Here is a 25592-nt window from a genome sequence, read left to right as displayed (position 1 = left end):
ACTGCGGGCGTATCGCCTCGCGAGTGCTCGCCGAACCGTGGACGGCGCGATACCGGCCCCGATCCAGCTGACGCGGATCCGGCCTGATCCTCACTGGCCCGCGGTCGCGTGGCGCACGTCACACGGGTTCGCGTCACAGGCGCCGGGTCGCCGGCATCTCTTGTCCGACCGGGTTACGGCTACGACAGCAAGGAGCGCACGATGACCGCTCGCCTGAACCTCTTCAGCAACCCGACCGCGACCGCGGCCAAGGCCGCCAGGCATTTCGGCGCGGCGAGCAGAACGATCCTGGAGGAGTCGACGCTGCCGACCGCGACCCAGAAGCTGGTGCTGCTGCGCGCAAGCCAGATCAACGGCTGCGGCTACGCCACCGACGTGTGGAGCAAGAACGCCGCGCACGCCGGGGAGACCACCACGCGCGTCAACCTGGTCACGGCCTGGCGCGAGTCCACGGTGTTCACCGACGCCGAGCGTGCCGCCCTGGAACTCGCCGAGCAGGGCACCCGCATCGCCGACGCGGCCGGTGGGGTCACCGACGAGGCCTGGGCGAACGTCGCCGAGCACTACGACGAGGACCAGTTGGCCGATCTGGTGATGCTCATCGCCCTCATCAACGCCACCAACCGCATGGGCGTCATCGTCGGCCGGCGCGGCGGCGACTATCAGCCCGGCCAGGTCGGCTAGCCGCAAGAGCCGACACCGCCGGTTCGGTACCCCGCCGCGCGAACGAGCCGCGCGGATCTTCCTGATCGCCATGATCAACGTCAACAACCGACTCAACGTGATCGTGCGCAACCCGGGAGGCTCCTACCAACCCGGCATGTTCGCCGGCATGGCGAGCTGACCGGAAGGACGCCCCCCGGCCCGGCCAGGATCGCTTGATCCTGGCCGGGCGCCGCGGTCATCGGTGGACGACCCCGAGTTCGGGTTCGATGGTGATCGAGTCCAGGTTGACGTTGCCGTTGTCATCCAGTCCGTAGACGAAGGTCAGCGGCATGGCCGGGGCGAGGCGGATGCCGGCCCGGTGCTCCGCCCACGTGTCCCAGGACGCAAGGTTCGGGAATTGGAGTTGGACGGACTGCGTCCCGCCGGCGAGCGTCATGGTCCGCGTCGAGCCCATGGCGTTGGCGTAGCGGAGGCGGACCGTGTAGAGGCCCTCGGCGGTGACCGGGGCATCGAACCGCAGGCCGCTGTCCTTGGTCTTCAGGCAGGCCACGAAGCCGGTGCCGGTGTAGCCGGTGTGGTCGGTGCGCCGGCACGCGCCGCTGACGAACTGCGCGGACTCCGCCTCGATCGTGCGTGGTTCGGCGGCGAGCGCCCTGCTCGCGGCCAGCAGGCCGGCCGCGACGTCCGGGGCGATCGGCGCGCCCTCCACCAGGGTGTCGAACCGGTCGAGGGCCTTTCTCATCCCCGTCGTGTCGCTCGCGGCCGCAGCGTGGACCGCGGCCTTGACCTCGGCGGCGAGCCTGCCGGACAGGGCCGGGTCGACGGCCCGCTCGTCGGCCGCCACTCGCACCTTGAGTGCGAGGGAGAGGAGCCCCTCCGGTGCGCCGAGGCGGGCGGTGAGCCGGTCGTCGATCGCGGTGCGGGCCTGCGCGCTCACTTCGCCGAGAGGAAGACCGTAGAGGGCGAGCCGCACGTCCTGCAGGGCCAGGAGGCGGCCGGTCACATCGCCCCGGCGGAGCATGGCCTCGCCCTTGACGATCGCGGGCTGGAGGTCGGCCGCCGCCGACGGCGTCATCTTGCCGGTCCGCCGCAGGTCCTGGACGAGTTCGGCCAGTGAACGCGTCTGTTCCACCCGGACCGGCCTGCCGGCGCCGCCACTGGACGTGCCCACCGCGACCCGGAAGTCCCCGTCGGGCACCTCGGAGGCGGGCAGCGTCCACTCGACGGTCCGTGTTCCGCCGCCTGCCACGCGGAGCCTCCGGGCCTCGCCGGCGGCGCGGCCGTCGAGGAACACCCGGGGCTGGAACTCGGCCACGGTGCTGCCCTCGTTGGTGAGCGGAGCCTTCACGGTGAGCCGCTGGGTGCCCTGGTCCAGCACGGCTTCAGCGGCGCCGTAGTCCGCTCGGGGCGCGGCGTACCGGGGGAGACCGCGGAGGTCGCCGGCGGTCGCGGGCCTGATCCTGACCGCCTGACCGCCACCGCCGACGAGGGACATGGACAGCCGGGTGGAGGACCTGACCAGCGTCTTGCGGATCTCGACGGGCAGCGGGTCGCCCTTCCAGGTGGTCTCCTGGGCGTCGGCGTAGGTCTCCGCCACGAACGTGCCGTGCGGCAGGAACGACAGCGGCACCTGGAGGGTCCGGTCGTTCTCGTCGGTGATCGCACCGAGGTACCAGGTAGTGCCGCTCCGCCGGGCCGTCGTCGTGTAGTCCCCGATGGCGCTGTTCAGGACGCGGGTCTCGTCCCAGGTGGCGGGCATGTCCTTGAGGAACGCGAATCCGGGGTGGGCGGCGTAGTTCTCGGGGGTGTCCGCGAGCATCTGCATGGGGCTGAAGAACGTCGGATACAGGGCGAGCTGCGCGGCCGAGGTGGTCTGGACGCGGGTCCCGAGGCGGGCCGGGTCCCAGGTGACGTTGAGGACGCCGGGCGTGTAGTCGGCCGGCCCTCCCATGAACCGGGTGAACGGGAGGATCGTGGCCTGCGCGGGCGGGTTGCCGTTGGCGCCCATGTAGTTGTGCTGCTCCATGCCCGCGACGCCCTCGCCCGTCATCATGTTCGGGTAGGTGCGCGCGAGGCCGGTGGGTTTGATCGCCTCATGGGCGTCGACCGTGATGTGGTGCCGGGCCGCCGCGTCGACCACCCGCTGGTAGTGCCGGACGGCCTCCTGGTCGTAGTGGCTGCGGTTGACCCCGCCGAGCAGGTACTTCGTGGCGTAGCCGGTCTTGATCGAGTGGATGCCGAGGGCCTCGTACCTGGAGAAGATCTTCTCCAGGTTCTGGTCGTAGTGGTCGACGTCGCCCCGGGTCTCGTTGTGCGCGATGAACCCGACGCCGTTGGCCTCGGCGTACCGCAGCACCTCGGGGAGGTCCAGGTCGGCCTGCGGGGTCAGGAAGTCCTGGCCCGTCCACGAGCCGCCGGAGTTGGTGTTCCAGCCCTCGGCCAGCACGTATCCGGCGCCCGCCTGCTTGGCCAGGTCGATGTACTGCTTGACCCGGGCGGTGGTCGCGCCGTGCTTCGGCCCGGCGTTCCACGTGGTGGCCCGCCGTTGCAGTTCCCACCAGACGCCGACGTACGTCGCGGGCTTGATCCAGGACGTGTCGTCGCAGATCGCGCAGGCGTCGTTGAGGTTCTCGATCAGATGGGACTCGCCGAGGTCACCGGGGCGCTCGCCCGTGGTCAGGGTGCGCCAGGGTGTGGAGAACTCGCCGTTCAGCTTGGCCTTCGTGCCGTCGGGGAGGCTGATCAGGTCGCTGGAGAACGCGCCGGGCCGTCCCGGCACCGCCTTCAGGGTCATGCTGGGGTAGTCGGTCAGGTCGGCCTCGTGCACCACCACGTAGGAGTCGGCGGCGGGCGATGCGGTGATGGGCGTCTGCGCGGTGGGGACGCTGGACAGGGGCAGGTCGCGGTAGTGCTTCTCGTCGGCGGTCCAGTTGGTGCCCGCGGCGATCGACCAGCTCCTCGCGCCGGGCTCGAAGGTGAACTCCGTCTGCTCGGCGGTGACGGTGTAGGCGTCGAGGCCCGGCTGTCCGGGGAAGCGGTAGCGGAACCCGACCCCGTCGTCGAAGACCCGGAACACCAGGTCGAGCCTGAACCCCGTCCCGTCCTGGACGGCGTGGACGGTGAGCTCGTTCGCGTGGTTCCTGACCTTGCTGGACGTGCCCCACACGGGTTTCCACGTCTCGTCGATCGTGCGCCGTTCGACGGATCGGATGGACATGTCCCGCGTGAGGCTGGGCCGTCCCGCGAGATCCATGCCGAGTCCGGACGCGCCGACGAGGACCCTGCCGCGCTCCTTCACGCTGTAGGTGAGCCGCCCGTCCTCGGTGGCGATCGCCACCCGCAGGTCCCCGTCCGGTGACCGGACGACCCGAGCGTCCTTCCCGGCGGCCTCGACGAGTCCGCCTGAGGGGGGAGGCGCTTCCGCCCGGGCCGGGGCCACCACGAATGCTCCCGGGACCATGAGGGCCGCCGCCACGGCGAGCGAGACCCCTCGCCTTCTTCGCCACTTCGTGCCTGCACGGCCCATATGCGCCTCCCTGGGGGGTGGTGGAGGTGACGGGAACGCTCCACAAACGGTCCGGTGATCGTAGGTTGGGCGAAACTCTATGGTCAACACTCTTAAAGCTCATTATTTAGTACATTCACCGCTCTAATTCGGTATCATCGTCCCGTGCCCAACCCACCGAACCCGAGGATCGAACGCAGCAGGCGCACGGTCCTCGACGCGCTGAACCAGTCCTTCCCCGCGACCCGGCAGGAACTGAGCCGCCGGACCGGGCTCGCACCGAGCACGGTGGCGGGGATCGTCCGGGGGCTGCTGGCCGACGGCCTGGTGCACGAGCACCCGGCCGCCGAGCGCGCGGGCCGCGGCAGACCGTCCTCCCCGCTGTCGCCGCACCGCCCTCCGGGGTACCTCGTCGGCATCGACTTCGGGCACACGCACGTCTCCGCGGTCCTCGCCTCGACTGCGCAGCATGTCGTCGCCGAGGACCGGGTGCCCGTCGACGTGGACGGCTCGGCGGCCAACGCGCTCGACCAGGCGGGCGCACTGGTCGCCGGCCTGCTCGACCGTTCGGGGGTCCCGGCCGGCTCGGTGCTGCGGACGGTGGCGGGGATCCCGGGGCCGATCAACCAGGCGACCGGCCGGATCCAGTCGGCGACGATCCTCGCGGGCTGGGCCGGCGTGCGGCCGCGGGAGGAGCTCACCGCCAGGCTCGGCGGCGAGGTGGTGATCGCGAACGACGCGGAGCTCGCCGCGCTGGCCGAGCACACGCACGGGGCGGCACGGAACGTGTCCGACCTGATCTATGTCAAGGCGTCCCACGGCATCGGGGCCGGGCTGATCCTCGCGGGGCGCCGCTACACCGGGGCGTACGGAGCGTCCGGGGAGATCGGGCACACGCTGATCCAGGAGGGCGGGGCGCAGTGCCGGTGCGGCCAGCGCGGCTGCCTGGAGTCGGTGGTGTCGATCGGCGAGGTGTGGCGGCAGCTCATCGCGGCGGGTCTCCCGCTCCCCGAACGGCCCGACGACCTGTCCCTGGACGCCCTGGTCGACAACCCGGTGGCGGCCCGGATCGTGGCCGACGCGGGACGCCGGCTCGGACGCGTCCTGTCCGACCTGTGCAACGCCCTGGACCCCGCGATGCTCGTCATCGGCGGCGAGCTCGCGACGGGAGGCGACCCCCTCCTGGAGGGCGTCCGCGAGTCCCTTCGCCGCTTCGCCCAACCCGCGATCAGTGACCGAGTGCAGGTCCGGTCCTCATCCCTGGGCGCCCGCGCGGCCCTGGCCGGCGCCCTGACCCTCGCCGCCGCGGAGTCCATCCCCTGAGAAGAGAGGATGCGGGGTGATCTCGCGGACTCGCCCTGGATCACCCCCCGGGGCCCTGAGTGTGAAGGTGGAGATCGCCTCCGCACCTGACGAGAAGGGCCACGACGCGTTGACCGTGGTGTCCATTTGCAGGGAGCGCTCGGCCGGTAGTCGGCGAGGTCGACGACGTTGCTGTCTTGCGTTGTCCCGACGCGGAACGCCGACGCGTCGTCCGGCACGACGGTGAGATCGAAGCGCACCGGAACGTCACCGTCCTCGCCGCCGGCGACGTCCAGACTCTCGATCAGCGCCAGAGCCGTGCAGGGTACGGCGGCCGCCTCCCGGACACGCCGCGGCCTACCTGCGAGGAAGACGATCAGGCCGTAGACCGCGGGCAGGCCCGGACTTGTGACGACCAGCGGCACCCTATCGATGACGATGCCGACGACGAAAGACCGCGGCAACGGCGATGTGCCCGTCACCAGACCTTCATCGACCCGGATATCACCCACTACGGGCGAAGAGGGCGTCTTCTGTTCTTGTGCTTAGCCAGAACTTGACGGGTTCGGCGCCTCCTCGATAACGCCGGGTGCGGTGTACTGCGGACACGAGAATGGACAATTCCTAATGCTGTACGGGCGGTGGCCCGCAGCGGTCGAGCCGGACCGAAGGCGATCGGAGTCTTCTGCGCCTATGAGGTCGCCGCCGCGCGGTGACCACGGCCGGGCCGCCCTGAAAGAAGACGCGCATCACTGGCCCGGGGACTGAGGTAGTACCTGCGACGCGGAGGAATCTGAATGTCGGACCAAGGCGACCTTCCGGCGCCGAGCCAGGGGCTCGTGATCACGCACTTCCTGACCGTCCGGGACGTAGCCGTCTCCAGGGAGTTCTACGCGAGCGTCCTCGGCGGCAAGGTGGTGCTCCCGGAGAACCCGGCCATCGTGCAGGTGGCCAACACCTGGATCATCATGAACCCCGGCGGCGGCCCCACCCCGGACAAGCCCGACGTCACCCTCAGGCCGCCCGAGCCCGGCGATCCGGTGTCAACGTTCCTCAACGTCCGGGTGGCCGACATCGGAGCGTTCTACGCCGCGGCCACCGGCCAGGGCGCGGAGTTCCTGACCGAGCCCCTGGACCGCAAGGCGGAGATCCGCTGCTACATGCGCGACCCGGACGGCTATCTCATCGAGGTCGGGCAGGCCACGGGCATGCTCCACGGTGTCTTCGCCGACCGTCCCGCGCCCGGCTAGGGGACGGCAGTCAAGGGATGACAGTGCGGAGGCGTTACCGCTTGGTCGACGGTCTCCGCCCGTTGGCCTTGGTGGTCGTTATCGGCTTACGCCGGTCCGCGGACAGTCGGCCTGTAGGGAGCGCGAGGGACCAGGTCATCTCTGGACTACATGCTGTGGGTTCCGGCGCCCCTGCCCCGGGGCCAGAAGACGGCGGATGCGCTCGTACTCAGCGGCCATCTCGGGTGTGGCGAGGAAGTCGTCGAGATCAGCGGAGACCTCGTGGTCGACGTTCTCGATGGAGCGGATGGCGAGTTCGTAGAGCTCGCCGCGCCGGTTCTGCTCCAAGTAGCTCTGCCAGTGCGCCAACGCGCGGATGACGGTGAGGACTCCGTTGTCCAGATCGTCATCGACCAGGACGCCGTCATGGATCGTGGCGAGCTCGTCCTGCAGCTCGGTGGCGCCGATCGTCAAGACGTTCGCACAGGCGGTTGCGAGTGCCGCACGGGCGTCTTCGGTGAGCTCGTCATCGGCCGCACCACAGAGCAGTTCCGGCCGTACCAGCCGGGTGACCGTCTCCTCTCCGAAGGCGCGAACGTCGTCCTCGGCGGCTTCGATGACCAGTCGGAGAACGTCCGCCTCAAGTTCGCTGTAGTTCACGCCCGCAGCCTAAGCGGTCGGCTCAGGAAGTCCTTCGGAAACCGGCTCCGGGGACCGGTCATGGGCGGCGCCGCTCAGTTCGAGCCGTCGCGGCTCACGGAACCTGGCGCACCCGGTGTTCGGCTCACTCATCTCGCACGCCATCGGTACCGTGAGCCTGTCCGGGCCCGAAGCCCTCCGCCTGGTGGTGCTTGCGGGCTGCGCTGGAGGGGAGAGGTCCGTGCCGTCAGAGGTCGGGACGCAGCTGCACCGGTGGCGGATCGAGGCCCGGGAGTACACCCGCCAGGAACGCCGCCGCGGCCGCCGGTTCGCGTTCACGGAACTCGTTCCCGCCCGTACGGCACTGGTCGTGATCGACATGGTGCCGTTCTTCGTGGCCGGCAATCCCTACTGCCGGGGGATCGTGCCCAACATCGACCGCCTGGCCGGCACTCTCCGGGCCGCAGGAGGTACGGTCGCCTGGGTCCTGCCGGCGGTGGGCGAACGCACCGCGGTGGCCGACGAGTTCTTCGGACCGGAAGCGGCCGAGATGTACCGTACCTCCGGCGGCACCGGGCCGATGACCGAACGCCTCTGGTGTGACCTCGTGGTCCATGCCGACGATCTGCTGGTGGAGAAGTCGGCGGCCAGCGCCTTCTTTCCGGGCCGCTGTCCCCTTCCGGACCTGCTGGAACGGCGCGAGATCGACACCGTCCTGATCACCGGCACCGTCACCAACGTGTGCTGCGAGTCCTCCGCACGCGACGCGAGCACACTCGGATTCCGGGTCATCATGGTCGCCGATGCCAACGCGGCACGCCGCGACCGGGACCACAACGCGACCCTGCACACCGTCTACCGGACCTTCGGCGACGTTCGCCCCACGTCCGAGGTGCTCAGCATGATCGATCCGCTGTCACAGACCCGCGACCGGACGGTGCCATGACCGCGACGAGCGGGACCGGGACGCCTCGAGCGACGCCCTCGGCAGAGGCCTGAGCGACCACGCCCGGTCCGGGAGCGGACGACCGACGCCTGGCCGGCTGAAAAGAGCCGGTTGCAGGGCTCGCCGGTTCTCGTTTCCCTGGCCCTTCGGTCTCCCAGGTGCATGTTGCCCTGCCGGCTCTTCCTCGGACAGTAAGCAGTGTTCGGATCACTCTTGATCTCGGACCGTTCGCGACCAGGTCACGGACGAATACAAACGGAGGAAAGATGAGTACAGATCATTTTGAACAGGCGTCCCATGTGGGTTCGCACATCAATCTGTTAACAGACTTATCGAAGGTTGGCGGCAGTGTGAGCCCCGGAACGGTGGACGCCATTCTGGTTCCTACCATCACTCCGCGGCTGGTCGGGCCGGCGATCGCCTTGGCAAAAGCTCTGGAGTGCACGATCGTCCTGTTGGGCAGCACGTATCCACAGCTGCGGGAGTTGGACAGGATGTGCCATGTCCTGTCCTCCGACTCAATTTGCCTGGAAGTCTCGCGGGGGTACACCCACCCGCTGCTCGGCTTCGAGCGGCGGGCGGTGGAAAAGCACACGGACATCGCGACGAAGAGGAACATCGGACTGCTGATGGCCCGCCTGTGCGGCTGGCGGACGGTCTTTTTCCTAGACGACGACATCCGGGACATGGAGCCTTCTCTGATCAGGCAGGCCGCCGGTCTGACCGGGCAGTATCGGGTGGTCGGGTTCCAGATACCCGACTTTCCCGACAATTCGGTCGTGTGTCATGCCAACCGGGTTTCCGGGGGAGCGCAGTCGACCTTCATCGGGGGCAACGCACTTCTCGTCGACGTGCGTCGCGCGGACGCGTACTTCCCCGCGATCTACAATGAGGACTGGCTCTTCATGTACGACGCGGTCGCGGCTCGCTCGGCGGGCGCCGCGGGCAGGCTGCGTCAGTTGGCGTACGATCCGTTCAGCCGGAGCGCCACGCCGGAGGAGTTCGGCGAGCTCATCGCCGAAGGTCTGGTCCGGGCGCTCCATTCCGGAGCGGATGTGTCCACGCTCTACTTCTGGACGGACGCGATCAAGAAACGCTCGCGTTTCATCGACGAGGTGGTGGACCGCCTGCACGGATCCGCTCGCGGAACGGAAGAGCCGATTCCGGATCGCGACCGGATCCTGCGACGCCTCGATGAGGCGAAGAAGCGTCTCCTGGAGATCTCCCCGATGAGCTGCTTGTCCTTCTACCGCACATGGCGCGAGAACGTGGACGTCTGGCAGCGGCAGCTTCTGAGCCTTCCCGCTTCCCTCACCCCGCAACAGGCGATTCGCTACCTGCGACTGCCGAGCTTGTAGGGCTCGCCGGCCGGGGAGGGGCGAGGTCCCACGTGTCGGATGGGACCCGGTCGTCTACGGCCGGGTCCCATCCGATCAACCTGGTCCCCGGGGCTGAGGCCATCACCACCTACCCGTGGCCGTTCGCCCCGGAAGGGCCGAGGCCCTCCACGCCGGGTCCAGCCGCTCGGCGAGCAGCGCCCCGGCCCGTTCCGGCGCACCGGGAGAAGCGTCAGCAGCGCCGGCAGAAGCACTGAGGTCTTTGGCATGACTCCCATATCGCGCGGGATAGCGGCCACGTTCCGGCCGCTATCCGTGCGATCGTGGGCGCCCCTGCACGGACGACTCGACGATTAGGAAGCAGCAGTGAAGATGCGTACTCCGGGCCGGACAAGGTTCCGGGTCTCGGCGCCACCGGTCATCGCTCGCGCGGCGCTACGCCGCCGACCGTCCGATGGGCGCGCCGCGGCATGAGCCCCACGAACGTGTTGGGCACCCGGGCCCTCAACCGCGCCACGCTCGCCCGGCAGCTGCTGCTCGAACGCGCCGACATGCCCGTCGGCGACGCCGTCGCGCACCTTTGCGGCCTGCAGGCGCAGGAACCGCAGGCACCGTTCGTCGGGCTCTGGTCCCGGCTGCGCGCGTTCGCCCCGGCCGCGCTGGACGAGTTGCTGGTGCGGCGGCGCGTCGTGCGGACCCATCTCATGCGTCGCACCGTCCACCTCGTCACCGCCGACGACGCCCTGGCCTGGCGAGCCCGCCACGACCCCATGCTGCGGCAGCGGGCGCTCGGGGTCTACCGCAGGGTGCTCGCCGGGGTGGACCTCGACGAGCTCGCCGCGGCGGGCCGGGCGGTGCTGGCCGACGGCGAGCCCCGCTCGATGCCCGAGCTCGGCCGGGCGCTCGCCGACCGGTGGCCGGAGCCGGGGCCGCGGGTGCTGGGCGAGATGGTGGTCGCCGCGCTCGTCCCGATGGTGCAACTGCCGCCGCGCGGGCTGTGGCGCGCGAAGGCGGGGGTCCGCAACGTCCCGCTCTCCTCCTGGCTGGGACGCGAGATCGATCCCCCGGCCGGGGAGGGCGCCGATCCGGTCGGCGAAACACTGGTGCGGCGCTATCTGGCCGCGTACGGCCCCGCCGCCACGGCCGACCTCCGCGCCTGGTGCGGCCTCGCCGGCCTGCCCGCCGCGGTCGCCGCGATACGCGAGGAACTGGTCGCCTTCCGCGACGAGCGAGGCCGGGAACTGCTGGACCTGCCCGACGCGCCGCGCCCCGACCCCGACACGCCCGCCCCCGTGCGCTTCCTGCCGGCCTTCGACAACGCGCTCCTCGGCTACCACGACCGCAGCCGGGTCGTCGACGACGCCCACCGCGGGCTGTCGGTCGCCGGTGAGCGCGTCGTCCTGGTCGACGGCCGGGTGGCCGCGACCTGGGGCGTCAGGGAGGGCGACGTGATCGTCACCCCGCTGCGCCGCTTCTCCAGGGACGACCGCGCCGGAGTCGCCGATCAGGGACGGGCACTGGCGGCGTTCCTCTCCGCCGACGACCGAGCCCGCATACTGATCGACACGTCTCCTCCGTGAACGGCGCACCACAGCGCCCCGCCCCCTCGAGTGGTCCCGTCCGCGGATGGCCGCGCAACCGCCGTGCCGAGGGGGCCGCGCACCGCACCCGTCCTTGACGGTTCGCGCGACGACGATCATGGCGACCGGGCCATCCGACGGCGGACGGTCAGGTGACCAGGCCGTTGCGGTAGGCGTAGACGACTGCCTGCACGCGGTCGCGCAGATCGAGTTTGGTGAGGATGCGCGACACGTAGGTCTTGACGGTCTCCTGGCTGAGGACCAGCGTGGCGGCGATCTCGCGGTTGGACAGGCCGTTGGCGATGAGGCGCAACACCTCCAGTTCCCGCGAGGTCAGCGCGACGCCGTCCGCCGTGCCAGGGGCGGGACGGATCCGCGCCGCGTACCTGCCGACGAGCTGCCGCGTCACCTCGGGCGCCAGCAGGGCGGCCCCTGACGCGACGGTGCGGATACCCTGCAGGATCTGCGCCGGTGGGGCGTCTTTGAGCAGGAACCCGCTCGCTCCCGCGCGCAGCGCCTCGTACACGTACTCGTCCAGGTTGAACGTCGTCACCACGAGCACCTTGATGGGATCCTCGACCCCGGCGCCGGCCAGCAGGCGGGTCGCCTCGATGCCGTCCAGCACCGGCATCCGGACGTCCATCACCACCATGTCCGGGTTCAGGCGGCGGGCGAGGTCGACTCCGGCCCGCCCGTTCCCGCACTCGCCCACCACCTCCAGGTCGGGCTGGGCATCGATGATCGTCGCGAACCCGGTGCGGATCAGCGCCTGATCGTCGCAGACCAGGACCCGGACCGGTGCGCTCACGACGGGCTCCCCGTCGGGATGCGCGCCCGGACGACGAAACCGCCGCCGGCCTCCGAGCCCGCGCTGAACTCGCCACCGAGAGCGCCGACCCGGTCGCGGAGCCCGGCCAGGCCCCGCCCGCTCCCGCCGGGGGACCGGACCCGCTTCGCGGGACCGTTGGTGCCGACCTGCACGAATATCTCCTTCTCGCCGTAACGCACCCGGGTGACGGTGCGGTCGCCGTGGGCGTGCTTGAGGGCGTTGGTCAGGGCCTCCTGCACGACCCGGTAGGCCACCAGTTCGGCGCTGCCGGCTGACTCCGCCGGCTCGCCCTCCTCGGTGAACTCCACCGGTTGCCCGGCCTGGCGCGTCTGTTCCACGAGCGCGCGGAGGTCGCCGGCGGACGCCGTCCTGACGTCGTCTCGGGGCGGGGCGCCGTGGTCGGGGTTGAGCAGGTCGAGCAGGTGCCGCAGGTCGGTGATGGCTCGCCGTCCGGTTTCGGTGACGGCGTTCAGGGTCGCGTCGAGCCGGTCGGGCGCGGCGGTCAGGTACCGTGCCGCCTCGGCCTGCACGACCATCGCCGTCACATGGTGGGTCACGACGTCGTGGAGCTCGCGGGCGATGCGGGTGCGTTCGGCGGCACGGGTGGCATCGGCGATGCGGAGGCGGCGCTCGGCCTCGGCGGCGCGGGTGGAACGCAGCCAGGATCCGATGCCCCAGACGACGGCCAGCGCGAGGTAGAACGTCAGGTACCCGGCCAGATGCTCGGCCCCGCCGAGCCTGTGGAGCGCGACGGCCAGCAGCGCGTATGCGGCGGACAGGACTATCACGGTGGTACGCCGGTGGCGTTCCAGGTGGGCGCCGGCGCTCAGCAGCGCGATGGGCAAGGCGGTTCCCGCGACCATGTGGTGACCGCGGAGTTCAGCGGCGACGAATCCGAGCGACACCAGGGCGAGGCACGCGTCCGGCCACCGCCGCCGCACGGCGAGCGGGAGGCAGAGGAAGGCGAGCGCCGCGATGGCCGGCGCGTCGAACGGACGGGCCGGAAGCTCGCCGACATGCGTCTCATGGCCGCGGAGCACCGGCAGGAACGACATGACGACGAGCAGGAGCGCGAGCGGGAGATCGCGGACGGTCACGTCCCAACTCCGCCACAGGGGCCCGACCCGCCGCAGAACGATCACTGGGCGAGGGTAGCGGCCGCGGCTTCGCGGGCGCCGGGCCATGAAGCCGAACAGGCCGACCGGGCCCGCCGCCGTCCCGAAGTTCTCGACCCGGTAGTCGCCGAGGAAGGCGATGTTCGCGACGTCCAGGCGTACACCAGCACAGCGAGCACGGCCGTCGCGACACCGAGAATTAGGCTCAGGACCGCGTCGTCCTCCACCGCGATGAGGCACTGGCCGCCAACGAAAGCGACCGCCACGACGGGCAGGAGTTGCTTCAACAGCAGCATGCCGACTCCTCTGCGAGACTTCTTCGCGGGATTTCTCGGGCCGTCGGCCCGGCCAGGACGAATGCTAGGGAGTCGGCGACCCCGCGATCTTCCCCGCACGGAGGACATTCGCCTGTAGCTCGCACGGGGGACAAACGACGCGTTGACGCGGCACCGCACCCAGGCCGAAGGCCGATCTCTGGCCGGGTGCCCGCTCGGCGTCGGCCGTCCCGCCCGGCCGTTGTCGAGCGGAGCCTCCCTCGCCGTTCGGGAGGAAACGGGCGACCGTCATCGCCGCGGCGATGGCCGCCGCCGTGGTAACCCAGCCGAACGGATCGAGGGGGACGCAGCCGAAGACGGTGCTGACGCCGGGCGTCCGGAAGCCTGTTCAGTTCGACGCCGGTTGCTGCGTTTCCTGTCGGTAGTCGCTGGGGGAGGTGCCGTAGGCGGCGCGGAAGGCCCGGGTGAAGGCCGAATGGTGGGTGAAACCCCAGCGGGCGGCGATCTCGTGGACCGGGACCCCGTGCTGGGTCGGATCGGCCAGGTCCCGACGAGCGCGTTCCAAACGTTCCCTGCGGATCAGTGCGCCGATGGGGACGTTCTCGTCCTGGAAGAGACGGTACAGATGGCTGGTGGAGATGTGATGCGCGGCCGCGACGCTTGACGGGGTCAGATCCGGGTTGTGCAGGTTCCGGCTGACGAAGGAGCGGACGCTCAGAGTCAACGTCCGCCGGTGGGCCTCGGGGGAGAGTTCGCGGTCGGAGTCGAGGGTGTGGGCGAGCAGGGCCGAGACGAGATCAGTCAGGACGGCACCGAGCCGCGGGCCGTCGGTGGTCCGGTAGGCGGCGGTGTCGGTGCTGAGGCGGGTGAGGAATCCGGCCAGCAGCGCTCCGACGCCCTCCCGCGCCGACAGAGGCCGGCCGATCGCGCGGTCGGCGCTCTCCCGCGGGAGCGCCAGAAGGTCCTTGGGAATCTCGACTCCCACGCACCTGACGATTCGATCGTGATGCCCGACCCGGACCGTGCAGGGGTGCGAGGAACTCGCGCTGTGCAGGTCGTAGGGACGGTATTCGGCCTCCCGGTCGTCCCAGCTGGCGCTTGCGGTCCCTTCGAGGACGAGTGTGAGGTTGTACGTCTCGGGATCGGAGCACCTGACGAGTTTCGCCGTCCGCCGGGACAGCAGCGGCTGGACGGTCGTCGGCCACACGGTCGCCGCGCCGAGCAGCAGGGTGCGCTGGTGACCACGGAAGTCCGCGGCATGTTCGCTGGTCAGATCCACGGGAACGTGCGTACGGCCCATCCATTCCCGCCAGTGGTCGAATCTCTCCGCCGGAGGGAAGTCCTCGGTTCTGTACACCGTTTCGATCACTGGCTTCCCCAGGTCCACTCGTTACGGCCGTGAGGTTTCTCAGAGGAATAACGTTACAGCGTCGTGGCCAGGACGAAGCGCGGGCCGGGCGAGCGTAGGAGGGCCCGGCTCGGGAATGGCGGACCTGGCACAGGGCCGCGCGCCGTCGCCCCTGCCGCGCCGTCGGATCGGCCGGCCGGACCTCACTGCAACGACGTGGAACAAGTGCTGCGCGTTGGAAGAGGCCGATGGAAACGGTGTCAAGGAATCGTGGAAGCACCGTTAAGGACGCGTGGCGGTGGTCCAGGCAGTCTAGGGAGAACGGCCACTGGCAGAAACAGTACCGGTCCGGTTCAATCGGGAGACGTCCCGTGATCGGGTACGAACCAGGAACAACGGAAGATGAGGACTGCGGTGGACGCTCTACGGCCCGGCGACCCCCGTGCTATCGGCCGGTACACGTTGTCGGCCCGACTCGGCGCCGGCGGGATGGGGCAGGTGTTCCTCGGTTCGTCTCCCGGCGGCCGGCCGGTCGCCGTGAAGCTGGTCCACCCGGGTTTCGCCGCTGACGCCGAGTTCCGCCGGCGTTTCAAACGCGAGGTGGAGGCCGCACGCCGAGTTGGCGGCTTCCACACCGCCCCCGTCGTCGACGCGGACCCCGAGGCGGACATTCCATGGCTGGTCACGGCATACGTGCCCGGGCCGTCGCTTGCCACCGCGGTCGCCGAGCACGGACCGTTCCCGCCGGTTTCGGCGTTCGCGCTGGGGGCCGGGCTGGCGGAGGCGCTGGAGGCCGTCCACGGTGCCGGTGTCGTCCACCGCGACCTCAAGCCCTCGAACGTCCTGCTCGCCGCCGACGGGCCGCGCGTCATCGATTTCGGCATCGCCCGGGCGGTGGACGCCTCCGGTGTCACCGCCCTCGCCGGAACCCCCGGTTTCATGGCACCGGAGTTGATCTCCGAGGGAGAGATCACCCCGGCGTGCGACGTGTTCGCCCTGGGCGCCGTGCTCGCCTACGCCCTGGGAGTGCGGCCGTTCGGGGAAGGGCCGGTGGAGGCGCTGACCTATCGGGTGGTGCACAAGTCCCCGGTTCTGGATGCTCTCCCCGCCCCATTGCAAGGCGTCGTCGCGGACTGCCTCGCCAAGGACCCTGCCGCACGGCCGAGCCCGGGGGAACTGGTGGAGGTGCTGTCCTCGACCGGTGAAAGCGGTGCGTGGCTTCCCCCTCCCGTGCACGGCATGTTGACGCGATATCACGTCACCGGCACCTCCACCACTTTCGAGCGGGTGGACGATGTGACAGGTCCTTTCGAAGGCGACAAAGGCCTGCTGGCCACGCAGCGGCCTGGCCGCTACCAGTCCGTGCGGTTCGAGGCCAGTATCCCGCCCGTGGTCCTCGCGCTTGTCGGGTACGCCCTCCGCCTGCTGCTGGGAATCGCTCTCGGCATTGTGGCGCTGCGCGCCGCGATCGAGTCGGCGGATTCCGGCGGCGCGTTCTTCGCGCTGGTCCTCGCGGTTCTGGCCGTGGTGGCGTTCTGGCTGGTGCGCGTCCCGTTGCAGTGGCTGTCCTCGCAACTGAACGCGCTTTTCAGACCCTGCGAACTGCAGATCGGCGCCGATGGCCTCGACCTCCGGTACAGCGGCCGACGCGTCCATTACGGATGGCACGAGATCGGCCGGGTCGTGGTGCGCCGCGCGAAGGACGCCGGGTGGGCGGTCTGTGTGTTCCCGTTGCTGGGTACGCCTCTGCCGGCGGTCCGGGGGCCGCGAACCCCGCTGTGCTACCTGGAGAGGAAGACCGGTTGGATCATGGTCGTCCCCGTCTACCGGCTCAAGGGATCCCGCAAGGAGATCGAGATGACTCTCGCCCGGTACGCGGGCGCCCGCTGGGGAGGCAACGCTTGACCTGGTAGGGGCGCCTCACCTTCTGAGCCCCCAAGCCGGTGTGGAGCATCGAGCAGCGCCGTCCTACCGTCCTTGAGACCTGCCAGTGCGTCCAGGGTGTGCCGGGAGGATCGTGCGGGGGACGGGGCCCTTGTTGCGCCGGCCGCTCTGGGTCTCCTCCCAGGCGTGGGCGAGGATGCCGATGCTGCGGCTGAGGACGAACAGGCCGCGCGCGAGCGGGGCGGGGAAGCCGAGTTCGGCGTAGATGATGGCGGTGGCGCCGTCGATGTTCATCGGGACGGGCCTGTCGCGGCCCTCGGCGAGGAGGGCCTCCACGGACGTGCCGGCGCGGAGGTGGTCGCCGGGGACGACGCCGTCGCGGACGGCGTCCTCGACGAGGGCGATCAGCGGGTCGCGGCGGGGGTCGCGGGGATGGAAGCGGTGGCCGAATCCCGGGAGGTAGCGGGGCCAGGCGGCGACGGTCTGCTCGGTCGCCGCGCGGAGGTCGAGCCCGGCGGCCTCGCGCCGGAGGACGTCGTCCAGCAGCCGGACGCACTGTTCGCCCGCGCCGCCGTGCGCGTCCCCGAGGGTGTTGACGGCGCTGGCGACGGCGTTGTTGAGCCCGACGCCGCAGGTGGCGGCCATGCGGGCGATGGCGATCGAGGGGGCCTGGGGGCCGTGGTCGACGGCGGCGACGAGCGCCGCCTCCAGCAGGGCCGCCTGCCGGGCGGCGGGGAGGTCGCCGCGCAGCATCAGCCAGATCATGGACGTGAGGCCGGTGGTGCCGATGAGGTCCTGGACGGGGCGGCCGCGCAGTTCGATGACGCCGGGTTCCATGCGGGTGATGGCGGTCGCCCACCAATCCGCGACGGCGCCCGTCGGGTCGATGTCGTTCACGGGAGCCTCCTGCGCTCGACGGTCGGTCATGGAGTGACGGCGTTCCGGCCGTTCCAGCGGCCCGCCAGGGCACCGCGTTCGGGGTTCTGCTCGCCGAGCAGGGGCGGGGGACCGGTGGGGCGCAGCGGTTCGCCGTCGTGCAGGACGCCGCTGCCGACGACCTTGAACACGCGTTCGGAGTCGCCGGGGAACGGGAGTTCGGTGAAGAAGCCGCGGTGGTCGAGCTGGTCGAGTTCGACCGTCTGGGGGACGGTGGTGACGCGGGCGGCGGGGACGCCGGCGGTGCTGAGGATCTGCTCCCATTCGCGGGCGGTGCGGCGGCGCAGGGCGAGGTTGAGCTCGCCGGTCAGTTCGTCGCGGTGCAGTTTGCGCTGCTCCCGGTCGGTGAAGCGGGGGTCGCCGAGGAGGTCGCGCCGGTCGATGAGGGCGCACAGTGTCTCGAACTGCCGCTGGCGGTTGGCGGCGATGTTGAGGGGGCCGTCGGCGGCCTCGAAGGTGCCCGAGGGGGCGGCGGTGGCGTTCTGGGTGCCCATGGGCTCGGGCGGGACGCCGCTGACGAGGTAGTTGGAGATCGCCCAGCCCATGGCCGACACCGCCGACTCCAGCATGGAGACGTCGAGGAACGTTCCCTCTCCAGTGCGGTCGCGGCCGGCGAGGGCGGCGCAGATGTGCAGGGCGGCGGTGAGCCCGCCCACGGTGTCGCAGACGGGGAAGCCGATCCGGAGCGGGGCGGTGTCCCTGGTGCCGGTGATGCTCATCATCCCGGAGAGGCCCTGGATGATCTGGTCGTAGGCGGGGGCCTGGCTCATCGGGCCGGTCTGCCCGAAGCCGGAGATGGCGCAGTAGACCAACCGGGGGTTCAGCTCGCGCAGCCGCGGCCAGCCGAAGCCGAGCCTGGCCAGGACGCCGGCGCGGAAGTTCTCCAGGAGCACGTCGGCGCCGCGGACCATGTCCTCGAACTCGGCGCGGCCCGCGGTGTCCTTGAGGTCGGTCTCGACGGACTTCTTGCCCGCGTTCTGCGCCAGGAACGATGCGCCGATGCCCGTCCGGTTCAGCTCGGCCTCCGGACCGAGGTGCCGGGCGAGGTCGCCCTGCCCCGGCACCTCGATCTTGACGACCTCGGCGCCGAGCAGCATCAGCTGGTAGCTGCAGTACGGTCCGGCCAGGACGTTGGTCAGGTCGAGGACCCGGACGCCGCTGAGCGGTCGCTTCGGCATTGCGGTTGCTCCTTTGAGCCGGTCCCGCGCGGGTTCAGCGCGCGGGGCTGAGCGGGTGGTCGAAGCCGCGTTCGGACATCTCCCCGGCCACCTGGCGCAGGTCCGCGGCGTACTGCTCGACGATCTCCTCGGGAAAGCGGACCGTGGGACCGCTGAGCGACAGGGCGGCGACGACGGAGCCGGACCGTCCGATGACCGGGACGGCGACGGCGGACAGCCCGTCCTCGCGCTCGCCGTGGCTGTCGGCCCAGCCCTGGTGGGCTGCCTCGTCGATCCACTCCCGCAACCGCTTGACGTGGCCCTCGCCGTAGGGGGAGGCGACGGCGACGCGTCGCAGGAGGGTCTCGGGGGCGTCGCGCAGCAGGACCTTGGAGGACGCACCCGCCCACAGCGGCAGCTCGTCGCCGACGTGCACGACGTGCCGGAGCGGCTGCGGGCTCTCCTGCTGCGCGACGCAGACCCGGTAGATGTCGCGGACCATGTAGAGGTTCACCGTCTCGCGGCGGCGGGCGCCGAGGTCCCGCATGACCTTGCGGGTCTCCGGCGGCAGCTCCCAGCTGCTGCGCGCGAGGTGCGCCCACCGCCACAGGCCGGGCCCGGGAAGGTAGCCGTTGGAAGCGGCCCACAGCAGCCCGTTCTGCTCCAGCGTCTGGACGAGCCGGATGACCGTCGTCTTCGCCAGGCCGGTCGCCTCGACGATCTCGCGGATCGAGATGACGGGGCGCTCCTCGCCGAGCAGGGACATGATCTCTACGGCGCGCTGGACGCTGCGGACGCCCCCGGCGTCGGCCGCCTGGTCGCCGCCGTTCTTCTTCGCTGGGCTCACTGGTTCTCCCCGATTCTGGTCCGGGACGGTGGAAGCACGAGTGTCCCGGGTTCTCCGCCGTCGAGGGACGCGGAACCGGCGAAGACCGCGCCCCGGGGCGGGGGACGTTCCGTACGTTACACGTAGTCCACATAGCGGTCTAGTTGGACCATTAGCCGGTCTGGCTTCGGTCCTCTCGCGGACGATTTTCCCGCGCACCCTTCCCCTGGTGAGTCTCGTCACCTATAACTAACTCACTGGTTCGAACATTAAGCGATAGAGGTGGAGCGCCATGCGCGAGTCCTCGCGGCCGGGGCGCGCCGCGCAGGTTTCTCCACCCCGGCCCTTGTCAGCACCCGGCGGCGGCCCGTACGTTAACGCGAAGTCCGCACGATGGCACTAGTAGTCCGCTTAGCGGTTCGGGAGGAACGGATGCTGGAAGCGGTGCTCGCGGCGGTCGCCGAGGGCGGGCCGGTACAGGCGGCGGCTCTCGTCGGCGGCCGGTGGAGTACGGACGGCCCGCAGAGCGAGCGCGTCGGACCGTATCTGCGCACGACGGTCAGCCGGGCGCCGGCCGCCGGCCCCGCCGAGGTCGGCGCCGTCCGCGGCCATGCGCGCGCCTACGCCCGGACGGTGGCGCGGCTGGCGCCCGCCTCGCGGGCGGACGTGCTGGAACGGGCCTCGCGCGCCGCCGCAGGGAACCGCGACGACCTGGCCCGCCTTCTCGCCCTCGAGCTGGGCAAGCCCGTCAAGGACGGCCGGGGCGAGATCGACCGCGTCGCCGACACGTTCGCCGTCTGCGCGGCCGAGGCGAGGCGGATCGGGGGAGAGACCCTCCCGGTCGCGGGGTGGGCCCGCGGGGTCGCCGACACCGCCTTCACCTACCGGGCCCCGGCGGGCGTGGCGCTCGCCATCACCCCCTTCAACGCGCCGGCGAACCTCCTCGCGCACAAGCTGGGCGCCTCGTTCGCCGCCGGCAACACCACGATCGTCAAGGCGCCGCCGCAGGCCCCCGCCGTCTCCACGGCCGTCGTCGCGCTGCTGGTCGAGGCGGGCATGCCCGTGGAGGCCGTCCAGCTGCTGCACGGGGACGGCGCGGTCGGCGCCGAACTGTGCGCGGCGGAAGAGGTCGCCGTCATCAGCTTCACCGGCAGCGCCGCCACCGGGGCGGCGGTCGCCAGGGCGGCCGGGGCCAAGCGCCTGGTGCTGGAACTGGGTGGGAACGCCGCCACGATCGTGTGCGAGGACGCCGACATCGCCGAGGCCGCCCGGATCTGCGCCCGCACCGGATACAGCAACTCCGGCCAGAGCTGCATCTCCGTCCAGCGCGTCTACGTCCACCGTTCGCGCTTCGAGGAGTTCCTGGACGGGTTCACCGCCGAGGTGGGGTCGCTGACCGTGGGCGATCCGCTGGATCCGCGCACCGACGTCGGGTCGATGGTGGACGACGACGCCGCCGAACGGGTGGTGCGCTGGAGCGCGGAGGCCGCCGAGCAGGGCGCGCGCGTGCTCCTCGGCGGCCGGCGGGACGGGGCCACCGCCCTGCCGACGGTCGTGGCCGATCCGCCCCCCGGCGCCTCGCTCGTCCGCGAGGAGGTCTTCGGCGCGCTGGTCGCGGTCATGCCGTTCGATGACTTCGGCGGCGTCGTCGAGCAGTGCAACGAGAGCCGGTACGGCCTCCAGGCGGGCCTGTTCACCCGCGACCTCGACCGGATCGTCACGGCCTGGCGCGAGCTGGAGGTCGGCGGCCTCGTCGTCAACGGCTCGTCCAACTACCGCCTGGACCACGTGCCCTTCGGCGGCGTCAAGGACTCCGGCTTCGGGCGCGAGTCGCCCGGCTGCATGATCGAGGACTACACCGTCGTCAAGACGCTGATGCTCCGCGGCACCTCGCTGTGGGGCACCGCGTGAAGGCGGTCGCGCTCGTCGCGCCGGGGACGGTGGCGGTCGTGGACGACCGGCCCGAGCCCGCCTGCGGCCCGGACGAGGTCGTCGTCGCGGTCCACGGGGTCGGGCTGTGCGGCTCCGACCTGGCGGTCGTCTCCGGCCACCGCCCCGTGCCCGCCCTGCCGTGGGTGCTCGGGCACGAGGCGTTCGGCGTCGTCGCGGCCGCCGGCGACCGGGTCGCCGACCGGTTCCCCGGGCAGCGCGTCGTCGTCGAACCCAACTATCCGTGCCTGCGGTGCGCGCAGTGCCGGACCGGTGCCACGGCGGGCTGCGGGAACCGCCGCGCGGCCGGCATCTCCGAGCCGGGTCTGCTGGCCGAGCGCGTCGCGGTCCCGTCCCGCTTCACCTGGCCCGTCCCGGACGGCTGGGACGACACCGACGTCGTCTGCGTGGAGCCGTTCACCGTGGCGCTGAACGCCGTCCGCATGAGCGGCCTCGCCCCGGGGGACCGGTGCCTGGTCGTCGGCGCGGGCTCCCAGGGGCTGCTGGTGTCGGTGGCCGTCACGCATGCCCGGGGAATTCCGTTCGTCGTCGAGCCCCACCCCGGGCGCCGCGCGCTGGCACGGGAACTCGGGGCCGAGGACGCCTCCGGACCGCCGTCCGGGACGACCTTCCCGGTGGTGATCGAGACCTCCGGCGCCCCGGAGGCGTTCGAGCGGGCGCTGGAGCGCACGTCCCCCGGCGGCTCCCTCATCGCCGTCGGCCAGGGCGGCCGGCCCGCCCGCCTCTCCACCTTCACCCTCGTGCAACGCCGCCTGACCGTGCGCGGCTGCCTCATCTACGACCATCCGGCCGACTTCCCCCGCACGATCGCGACGCTCGCCGAGCACGATTTGCACCCCGGCCGGGTGCTGCGCGAGCGCTTCGACCTCGCCGAGGCGCCCGCGGCCTTCGCGCGGGCGGCCGGCATCGCCGGCAAGACCTGGATCAGCCTGCCCCGAACCGAGGAGAACGCCTCATGACCGTGGACGTCCACCCCCGTGACGACAGCGCCGTGTCGGTGTCAGCGGCGGAGGCGCTCGTCCGGCAGCTCGAAGGCTACGGCGTGGAGTACGTCTTCGGGACCTGCGGCCACACCAACATCGCCCTGCTGGACGCGCTGCGCCGCAGCCCCATCACCTTCGTCATCGCCCGCCACGAGCAGGCCGCGGCGCACGCCGCCGACGGCTACGCCCGCGCCTCCGGCAGGCCCGGTGTCCTGCTCGTCCATGTCGGACCGGGCATGATGAACGCCGTCACCGGCGTGGCCACCGCCGCGCTGGACTCGGTGCCGCTGGTCGCCATCGCCGGCGACGTCCCGTCCTACTACCACGGCCGGCACCCGCACCAGGAGGTCAACCTCCACGCCGACGCCGACCAGACGGCCGTCTACCGGCCCTTCGTCAAACGCGCCTGGCATGTCCACCGCGCCGAGGACCTCGCCCGCTTCACCGAGCGCGCGTTCTGGACGGCCTCCTCGGGACGCCCCGGCGCGGTGCTGCTCAACGTGCCGATGGACCTGTTCTCGCGGCCCGTCGCCCCGGCCGAGCACCCGCTCCCGGCGCACGAGGGCGCGCCCGCCCTGCCCGCCGACGTCGCCGAGCGGATCGCCGTGCGGCTCGCCGAGGCCGAACGGCCGCTGATCTACTTCGGTGGCGGGCTGCGCGGCGAGACCGGCCGCCGCGCCCTGCTCGCCCTCGCCGAGCACCTCGACGTCCCCATGGTCCACTCGCTGATGGGCAAGGGCGCCGTGCCGGACGACCACCCGCTGCTGCTCGGCATGCCGGGGTTCTGGGGCCTGCGCACCACCAACGACTACGCCCGCACGGCCGACGTCGTGATCGCCCTGGCCACCCGGTTCGCCGAGACCGACGCGAGCTCGTGGGACCCGCGCCACACCTGGAACCTCGGCGCCGCCGGCACAGCCGCCGCGGACGGGGGGACGCCCGGGCGGCTCATCCAGATCGACATCGACCCGGCGGAGATCGGCCGCAACTACCCGGTGGAGATCGGCGCCGTCGCGGACGTGACGCTCGCCGTCCAGGCCGTCGAACAGGCCGTGCGGGCCGTCCGGCCGGAGCCCGTGGCGCGCCCGGAGCTGCGCGAGCGCATCCGCGCCGCCCGCTCCGAGCTGTTCGGGCGGAGCCGCGAGCGCGGCCGCGGTGCCGACTTCCCGCTCCGGCCCGAGCGTATCCTCGCCGACCTGCGGGAGGCGCTGCCGGCCGACGCGGTGCTGGTCACCGACGTCGGCTGGAACAAGAACGGCGTGGCCCAGTGCTACGAGCTGCCCGCCGAAGGACGGTTCATCACCCCCGGCGGCGCGTCCACCATGGGCTTCGGGCCCGCCGCGGCCGTCGGCGTGCAGATCGGCGCGCCCGGCAAGGTGGTGGTCGCGCTGGTCGGCGACGGCGGGATGAGCGCCCAGCTGCCGGCCGTCCCCATGGCGGTCGAGCAGGGCCTGCCGGTCGTGTTCGTGGTGATGAACAACCGCGCCCACGGCACGATCGCCGACCTGCAGGCCGCCAACTTCGGCGCCGCCTACGGCTGCGAGTTCCGCGACCCGGCCGGCCGGCCCTACAGCCCCGACTTCGCCGCCTTCGCCGAGGCGTGCGGAGCCGACGGGCACCGGATCGACGCGCCGGAGGCACTGCTGCCGGCGCTGCGCGCGGCCGTCGGCGCGCGCCGCCCGGCGGTCCTGGACGTGCCCATGGTCAACGAGCCCGTGCCCACACCCGGGCACTGGAACATCAACGACATCTACCAGGGTGTCTTCCCGGGCGGCGGCGGCCACTCCACGCCGCCCACCTCCTGAGCCGACCGACCCCCAACCCACCCCGACAGCCACCCACCGAGGTGAAGCAATGTTCAACATCCCCAGACTCCGTGTCACCGCCCTGACCGCCGGAGTCCTCGCCGCGGGCCTGACCGCGGCGTGCGGTGCCCCCGGTGAGTCGAAGGACTCCGGTTCCGGCGGCAGCGGGCCGATCAAGATCGCCGTCGTCGACGCCCAGAGCGGGCAGCTGAGCTCGCTCGGCAAGTGGGAGCACAAGGGCGCCAAGCTCGCCGTCGACGAGTGGAACGCCAAGGGCGGCGTCAACGGCCGGAAGATCCAGCTGGACGTCTTCGACGACCAGGGCGACCCCACGGTCGGCACGAACCTCGCCCGCAAGATCGACAGCCAGGGCTACATCGCGATGCTCGGCACCGCGGAGAGCGCCGTCACGATCGCCATGGCGCCCTCGCTCAGGCAGGCTGAGATCCCCAACATCGCCTCCGGGCAGTCGCCGGGCATGGTCGCCTTGAAGAGCCCGTTCCTCTTCCTCAACGGACCCACGAGCACGACCTACGACGAGACCCTGGCCGAGTACGTCGTCGATCAGAAGAAGATGAAGAAGATCGCGATGATCAGCAACAACGGGTCCTACGGCAAGGGCGAGCACGACGCCTTCCTCAAGGCGCTCGGCGACCGGGGCCTCAAGCCCGTCACCGACCAGGTCGTCACCACCGACCAGAAGGACTTCAGCGCCCAGCTCACCAAGATCCGGCAGAGGTCGCCGGAGGTGATCTTCCTCGGCGCCGAGGAGGTGGAGTCCGGGCTGATCGTCAAGCAGGCCCGCGACCTCGGCATCACCGTGCCGTTCGCCGGTGCGGCGCCGCAGGGCACCCCGGTGTACCGCGACACGGCCGGCGTCAAGAACGCCGAGGGGACCATCGTCAGCTCGCCCTACCTCAGCAACGACGTGAGCGAGGCGTCCAAGAGGTTCGCGGCAGCCTACAAGGCGGCCTACGGCGAGGACGCCGAACTGCACGGCGCCAAGGCCTACGACGGAGCGCAGATCCTGCTCACCGCGCTGAAGAACAGCGGCGTCGCGACCGGCAGGAAGCTCGCCGACGCGATCCGCGCGGTGCGGTACCAGGGCCTGCTCGGCGACTTCGCCTACGACGGGACGGGGGTCGGGATCAAGGCCACCACGATCGGGATCATGAAGAACGGGACGGTCGTCGAGGCCGGAACCTGATCCGGCGACCGGACGGGCGCCGGCGGCCGGACGCCGGCACCGAGCTCGGTGCCCGGCCGCCCGCCCCGTCCCC

At 71.3% G+C, this 25592-nt stretch carries 20 protein-coding genes; 11 read left to right on the top strand and 9 right to left on the bottom strand.

Annotated elements, in window-relative coordinates; translation table 11 throughout:
* Nucleotides 1-201 precede the first annotated feature (201 nt).
* The gene (locus CHC11_RS11595; protein WP_089311702.1) at nt 202-684 is read left to right on the top strand and encodes a carboxymuconolactone decarboxylase family protein; all 483 of its coding nucleotides are present in this window, start codon (nt 202-204) and stop codon (nt 682-684) included.
* Between the two features lie 217 nt (nt 685-901).
* On the opposite strand, the gene CHC11_RS11585 is transcribed toward CHC11_RS11595, so the two are convergent.
* Nucleotides 902-4108 carry a glycoside hydrolase family 97 N-terminal domain-containing protein gene (locus CHC11_RS11585; RefSeq protein ID WP_179278797.1) on the bottom strand — a complete coding sequence of 1069 codons (3207 nt, stop codon included), beginning with the start codon at nt 4106-4108 and terminating at the stop codon, nt 902-904.
* Nucleotides 4109-4336: 228 nt separating this feature from the next.
* Between CHC11_RS11585 and CHC11_RS11580 the strand changes: the two genes are divergently transcribed.
* Both CHC11_RS11580 and CHC11_RS11575 read left to right on the top strand, forming a co-directional pair.
* Nucleotides 4337-5494, top strand: coding sequence for an ROK family transcriptional regulator (locus CHC11_RS11580; RefSeq protein WP_143227031.1), 1158 nt, complete (start codon nt 4337-4339; stop codon nt 5492-5494).
* Between the two features lie 776 nt (nt 5495-6270).
* On the top strand, nt 6271-6723 hold the full coding sequence (locus tag CHC11_RS11575; protein ID WP_089311699.1) for a VOC family protein: 453 nt from the start codon (nt 6271-6273) through the stop codon (nt 6721-6723).
* A 135-nt stretch (nt 6724-6858) separates the two neighbouring features.
* Here CHC11_RS11575 and CHC11_RS11570 read toward each other — a convergent pair whose 3' ends face one another.
* Nucleotides 6859-7362, bottom strand: coding sequence for a hypothetical protein (locus CHC11_RS11570; RefSeq protein ID WP_089311698.1), 504 nt, complete (start codon nt 7360-7362; stop codon nt 6859-6861).
* Nucleotides 7363-7711: 349 nt separating this feature from the next.
* On the opposite strand from CHC11_RS11570, the gene CHC11_RS11565 reads away from it, so the two are divergent.
* The 3 genes from CHC11_RS11565 (at nt 7712) to CHC11_RS11555 (ending at nt 11204) form a co-directional block, all read left to right on the top strand.
* Nucleotides 7712-8287, top strand: a complete 576-nt coding sequence (locus tag CHC11_RS11565; RefSeq protein ID WP_218826028.1) for an isochorismatase family protein — start codon at nt 7712-7714, stop codon at nt 8285-8287.
* A gap of 266 nt (nt 8288-8553) precedes the next feature.
* Complete coding sequence (locus CHC11_RS11560) at nt 8554-9645, top strand: hypothetical protein (protein ID WP_143227030.1); 1092 nt, start codon at nt 8554-8556, stop codon at nt 9643-9645.
* 449 nt (nt 9646-10094) lie between these two features.
* On the top strand, nt 10095-11204 hold the full coding sequence (locus CHC11_RS11555) for a winged helix DNA-binding domain-containing protein (protein ID WP_089311695.1): 1110 nt from the start codon (nt 10095-10097) through the stop codon (nt 11202-11204).
* A gap of 148 nt (nt 11205-11352) precedes the next feature.
* On the opposite strand, the gene CHC11_RS11550 is transcribed toward CHC11_RS11555, so the two are convergent.
* The 4 genes from CHC11_RS11550 to CHC11_RS11535 all read right to left on the bottom strand — a co-directional run bounded on the left by CHC11_RS11550 (nt 11353) and on the right by CHC11_RS11535 (nt 14723).
* A complete protein-coding gene (locus tag CHC11_RS11550) occupies nt 11353-12012 on the bottom strand; it encodes a response regulator (protein ID WP_089311694.1) in 660 nt (219 codons plus the stop codon).
* Complete coding sequence (locus CHC11_RS11545) at nt 12009-13175, bottom strand: sensor histidine kinase (protein ID WP_089311693.1); 1167 nt, start codon at nt 13173-13175, stop codon at nt 12009-12011. Before CHC11_RS11545 ends, CHC11_RS11550 begins: the two co-directional genes overlap by 4 nt.
* Complete coding sequence (locus CHC11_RS11540; protein WP_089311692.1) at nt 13172-13444, bottom strand: hypothetical protein; 273 nt, start codon at nt 13442-13444, stop codon at nt 13172-13174. The genes CHC11_RS11545 and CHC11_RS11540 overlap by 4 nt, the downstream gene beginning before the upstream one ends.
* A 367-nt stretch (nt 13445-13811) precedes the next feature.
* Nucleotides 13812-14723, bottom strand: coding sequence for a helix-turn-helix domain-containing protein (locus CHC11_RS11535; protein WP_089312114.1), 912 nt, complete (start codon nt 14721-14723; stop codon nt 13812-13814).
* Nucleotides 14724-15173: 450 nt separating this feature from the next.
* Between CHC11_RS11535 and CHC11_RS11530 the strand changes: the two genes are divergently transcribed.
* Entirely contained in the window at nt 15174-16676 is a 1503-nt protein-coding gene (locus CHC11_RS11530; protein ID WP_089311691.1) for a serine/threonine-protein kinase, read from the top strand.
* Between the two features lie 63 nt (nt 16677-16739).
* Here CHC11_RS11530 and CHC11_RS11525 read toward each other — a convergent pair whose 3' ends face one another.
* Genes CHC11_RS11525 through CHC11_RS11515 form a run of 3 tightly spaced genes read right to left on the bottom strand, consistent with a single transcriptional unit; the run spans nt 16740 to nt 19595 of the window.
* The gene (locus CHC11_RS11525) at nt 16740-17552 is read right to left on the bottom strand and encodes a citryl-CoA lyase (protein ID WP_245919109.1); all 813 of its coding nucleotides are present in this window, start codon (nt 17550-17552) and stop codon (nt 16740-16742) included.
* 26 nt (nt 17553-17578) lie between these two features.
* Nucleotides 17579-18769 carry a CaiB/BaiF CoA transferase family protein gene (locus CHC11_RS11520; protein WP_089311689.1) on the bottom strand — a complete coding sequence of 397 codons (1191 nt, stop codon included), beginning with the start codon at nt 18767-18769 and terminating at the stop codon, nt 17579-17581.
* A 34-nt stretch (nt 18770-18803) separates the two neighbouring features.
* A complete protein-coding gene (locus CHC11_RS11515) occupies nt 18804-19595 on the bottom strand; it encodes an IclR family transcriptional regulator (RefSeq protein WP_218826025.1) in 792 nt (263 codons plus the stop codon).
* Between the two features lie 411 nt (nt 19596-20006).
* Here CHC11_RS11515 and CHC11_RS11510 point away from each other — a divergent pair, with 411 nt between their 5' ends.
* Genes CHC11_RS11510 through CHC11_RS11495 form a run of 4 tightly spaced genes read left to right on the top strand, consistent with a single transcriptional unit; the run spans nt 20007 to nt 25519 of the window.
* Nucleotides 20007-21485, top strand: coding sequence for an aldehyde dehydrogenase family protein (locus CHC11_RS11510; RefSeq protein ID WP_179278796.1), 1479 nt, complete (start codon nt 20007-20009; stop codon nt 21483-21485).
* Entirely contained in the window at nt 21482-22483 is a 1002-nt protein-coding gene (locus CHC11_RS11505) for a zinc-dependent alcohol dehydrogenase (RefSeq protein ID WP_089312112.1), read from the top strand. The genes CHC11_RS11510 and CHC11_RS11505 overlap by 4 nt, the downstream gene beginning before the upstream one ends.
* On the top strand, nt 22480-24312 hold the full coding sequence (locus CHC11_RS11500; RefSeq protein WP_089311687.1) for a thiamine pyrophosphate-binding protein: 1833 nt from the start codon (nt 22480-22482) through the stop codon (nt 24310-24312). Before CHC11_RS11505 ends, CHC11_RS11500 begins: the two co-directional genes overlap by 4 nt.
* Nucleotides 24313-24361: 49 nt before the next feature.
* A complete protein-coding gene (locus CHC11_RS11495; protein ID WP_089311686.1) occupies nt 24362-25519 on the top strand; it encodes an ABC transporter substrate-binding protein in 1158 nt (385 codons plus the stop codon).
* The last annotated feature ends 73 nt before the right edge of the window (nt 25520-25592 follow it).

This window comes from Actinomadura mexicana (assembly GCF_900188105.1).
Classification (GTDB): domain Bacteria; phylum Actinomycetota; class Actinomycetes; order Streptosporangiales; family Streptosporangiaceae; genus Spirillospora; species Spirillospora mexicana.
The sequence above is the reverse complement of the archived record's forward strand: the minus strand, read 5'-3'. Positions and strand labels throughout refer to the sequence as shown.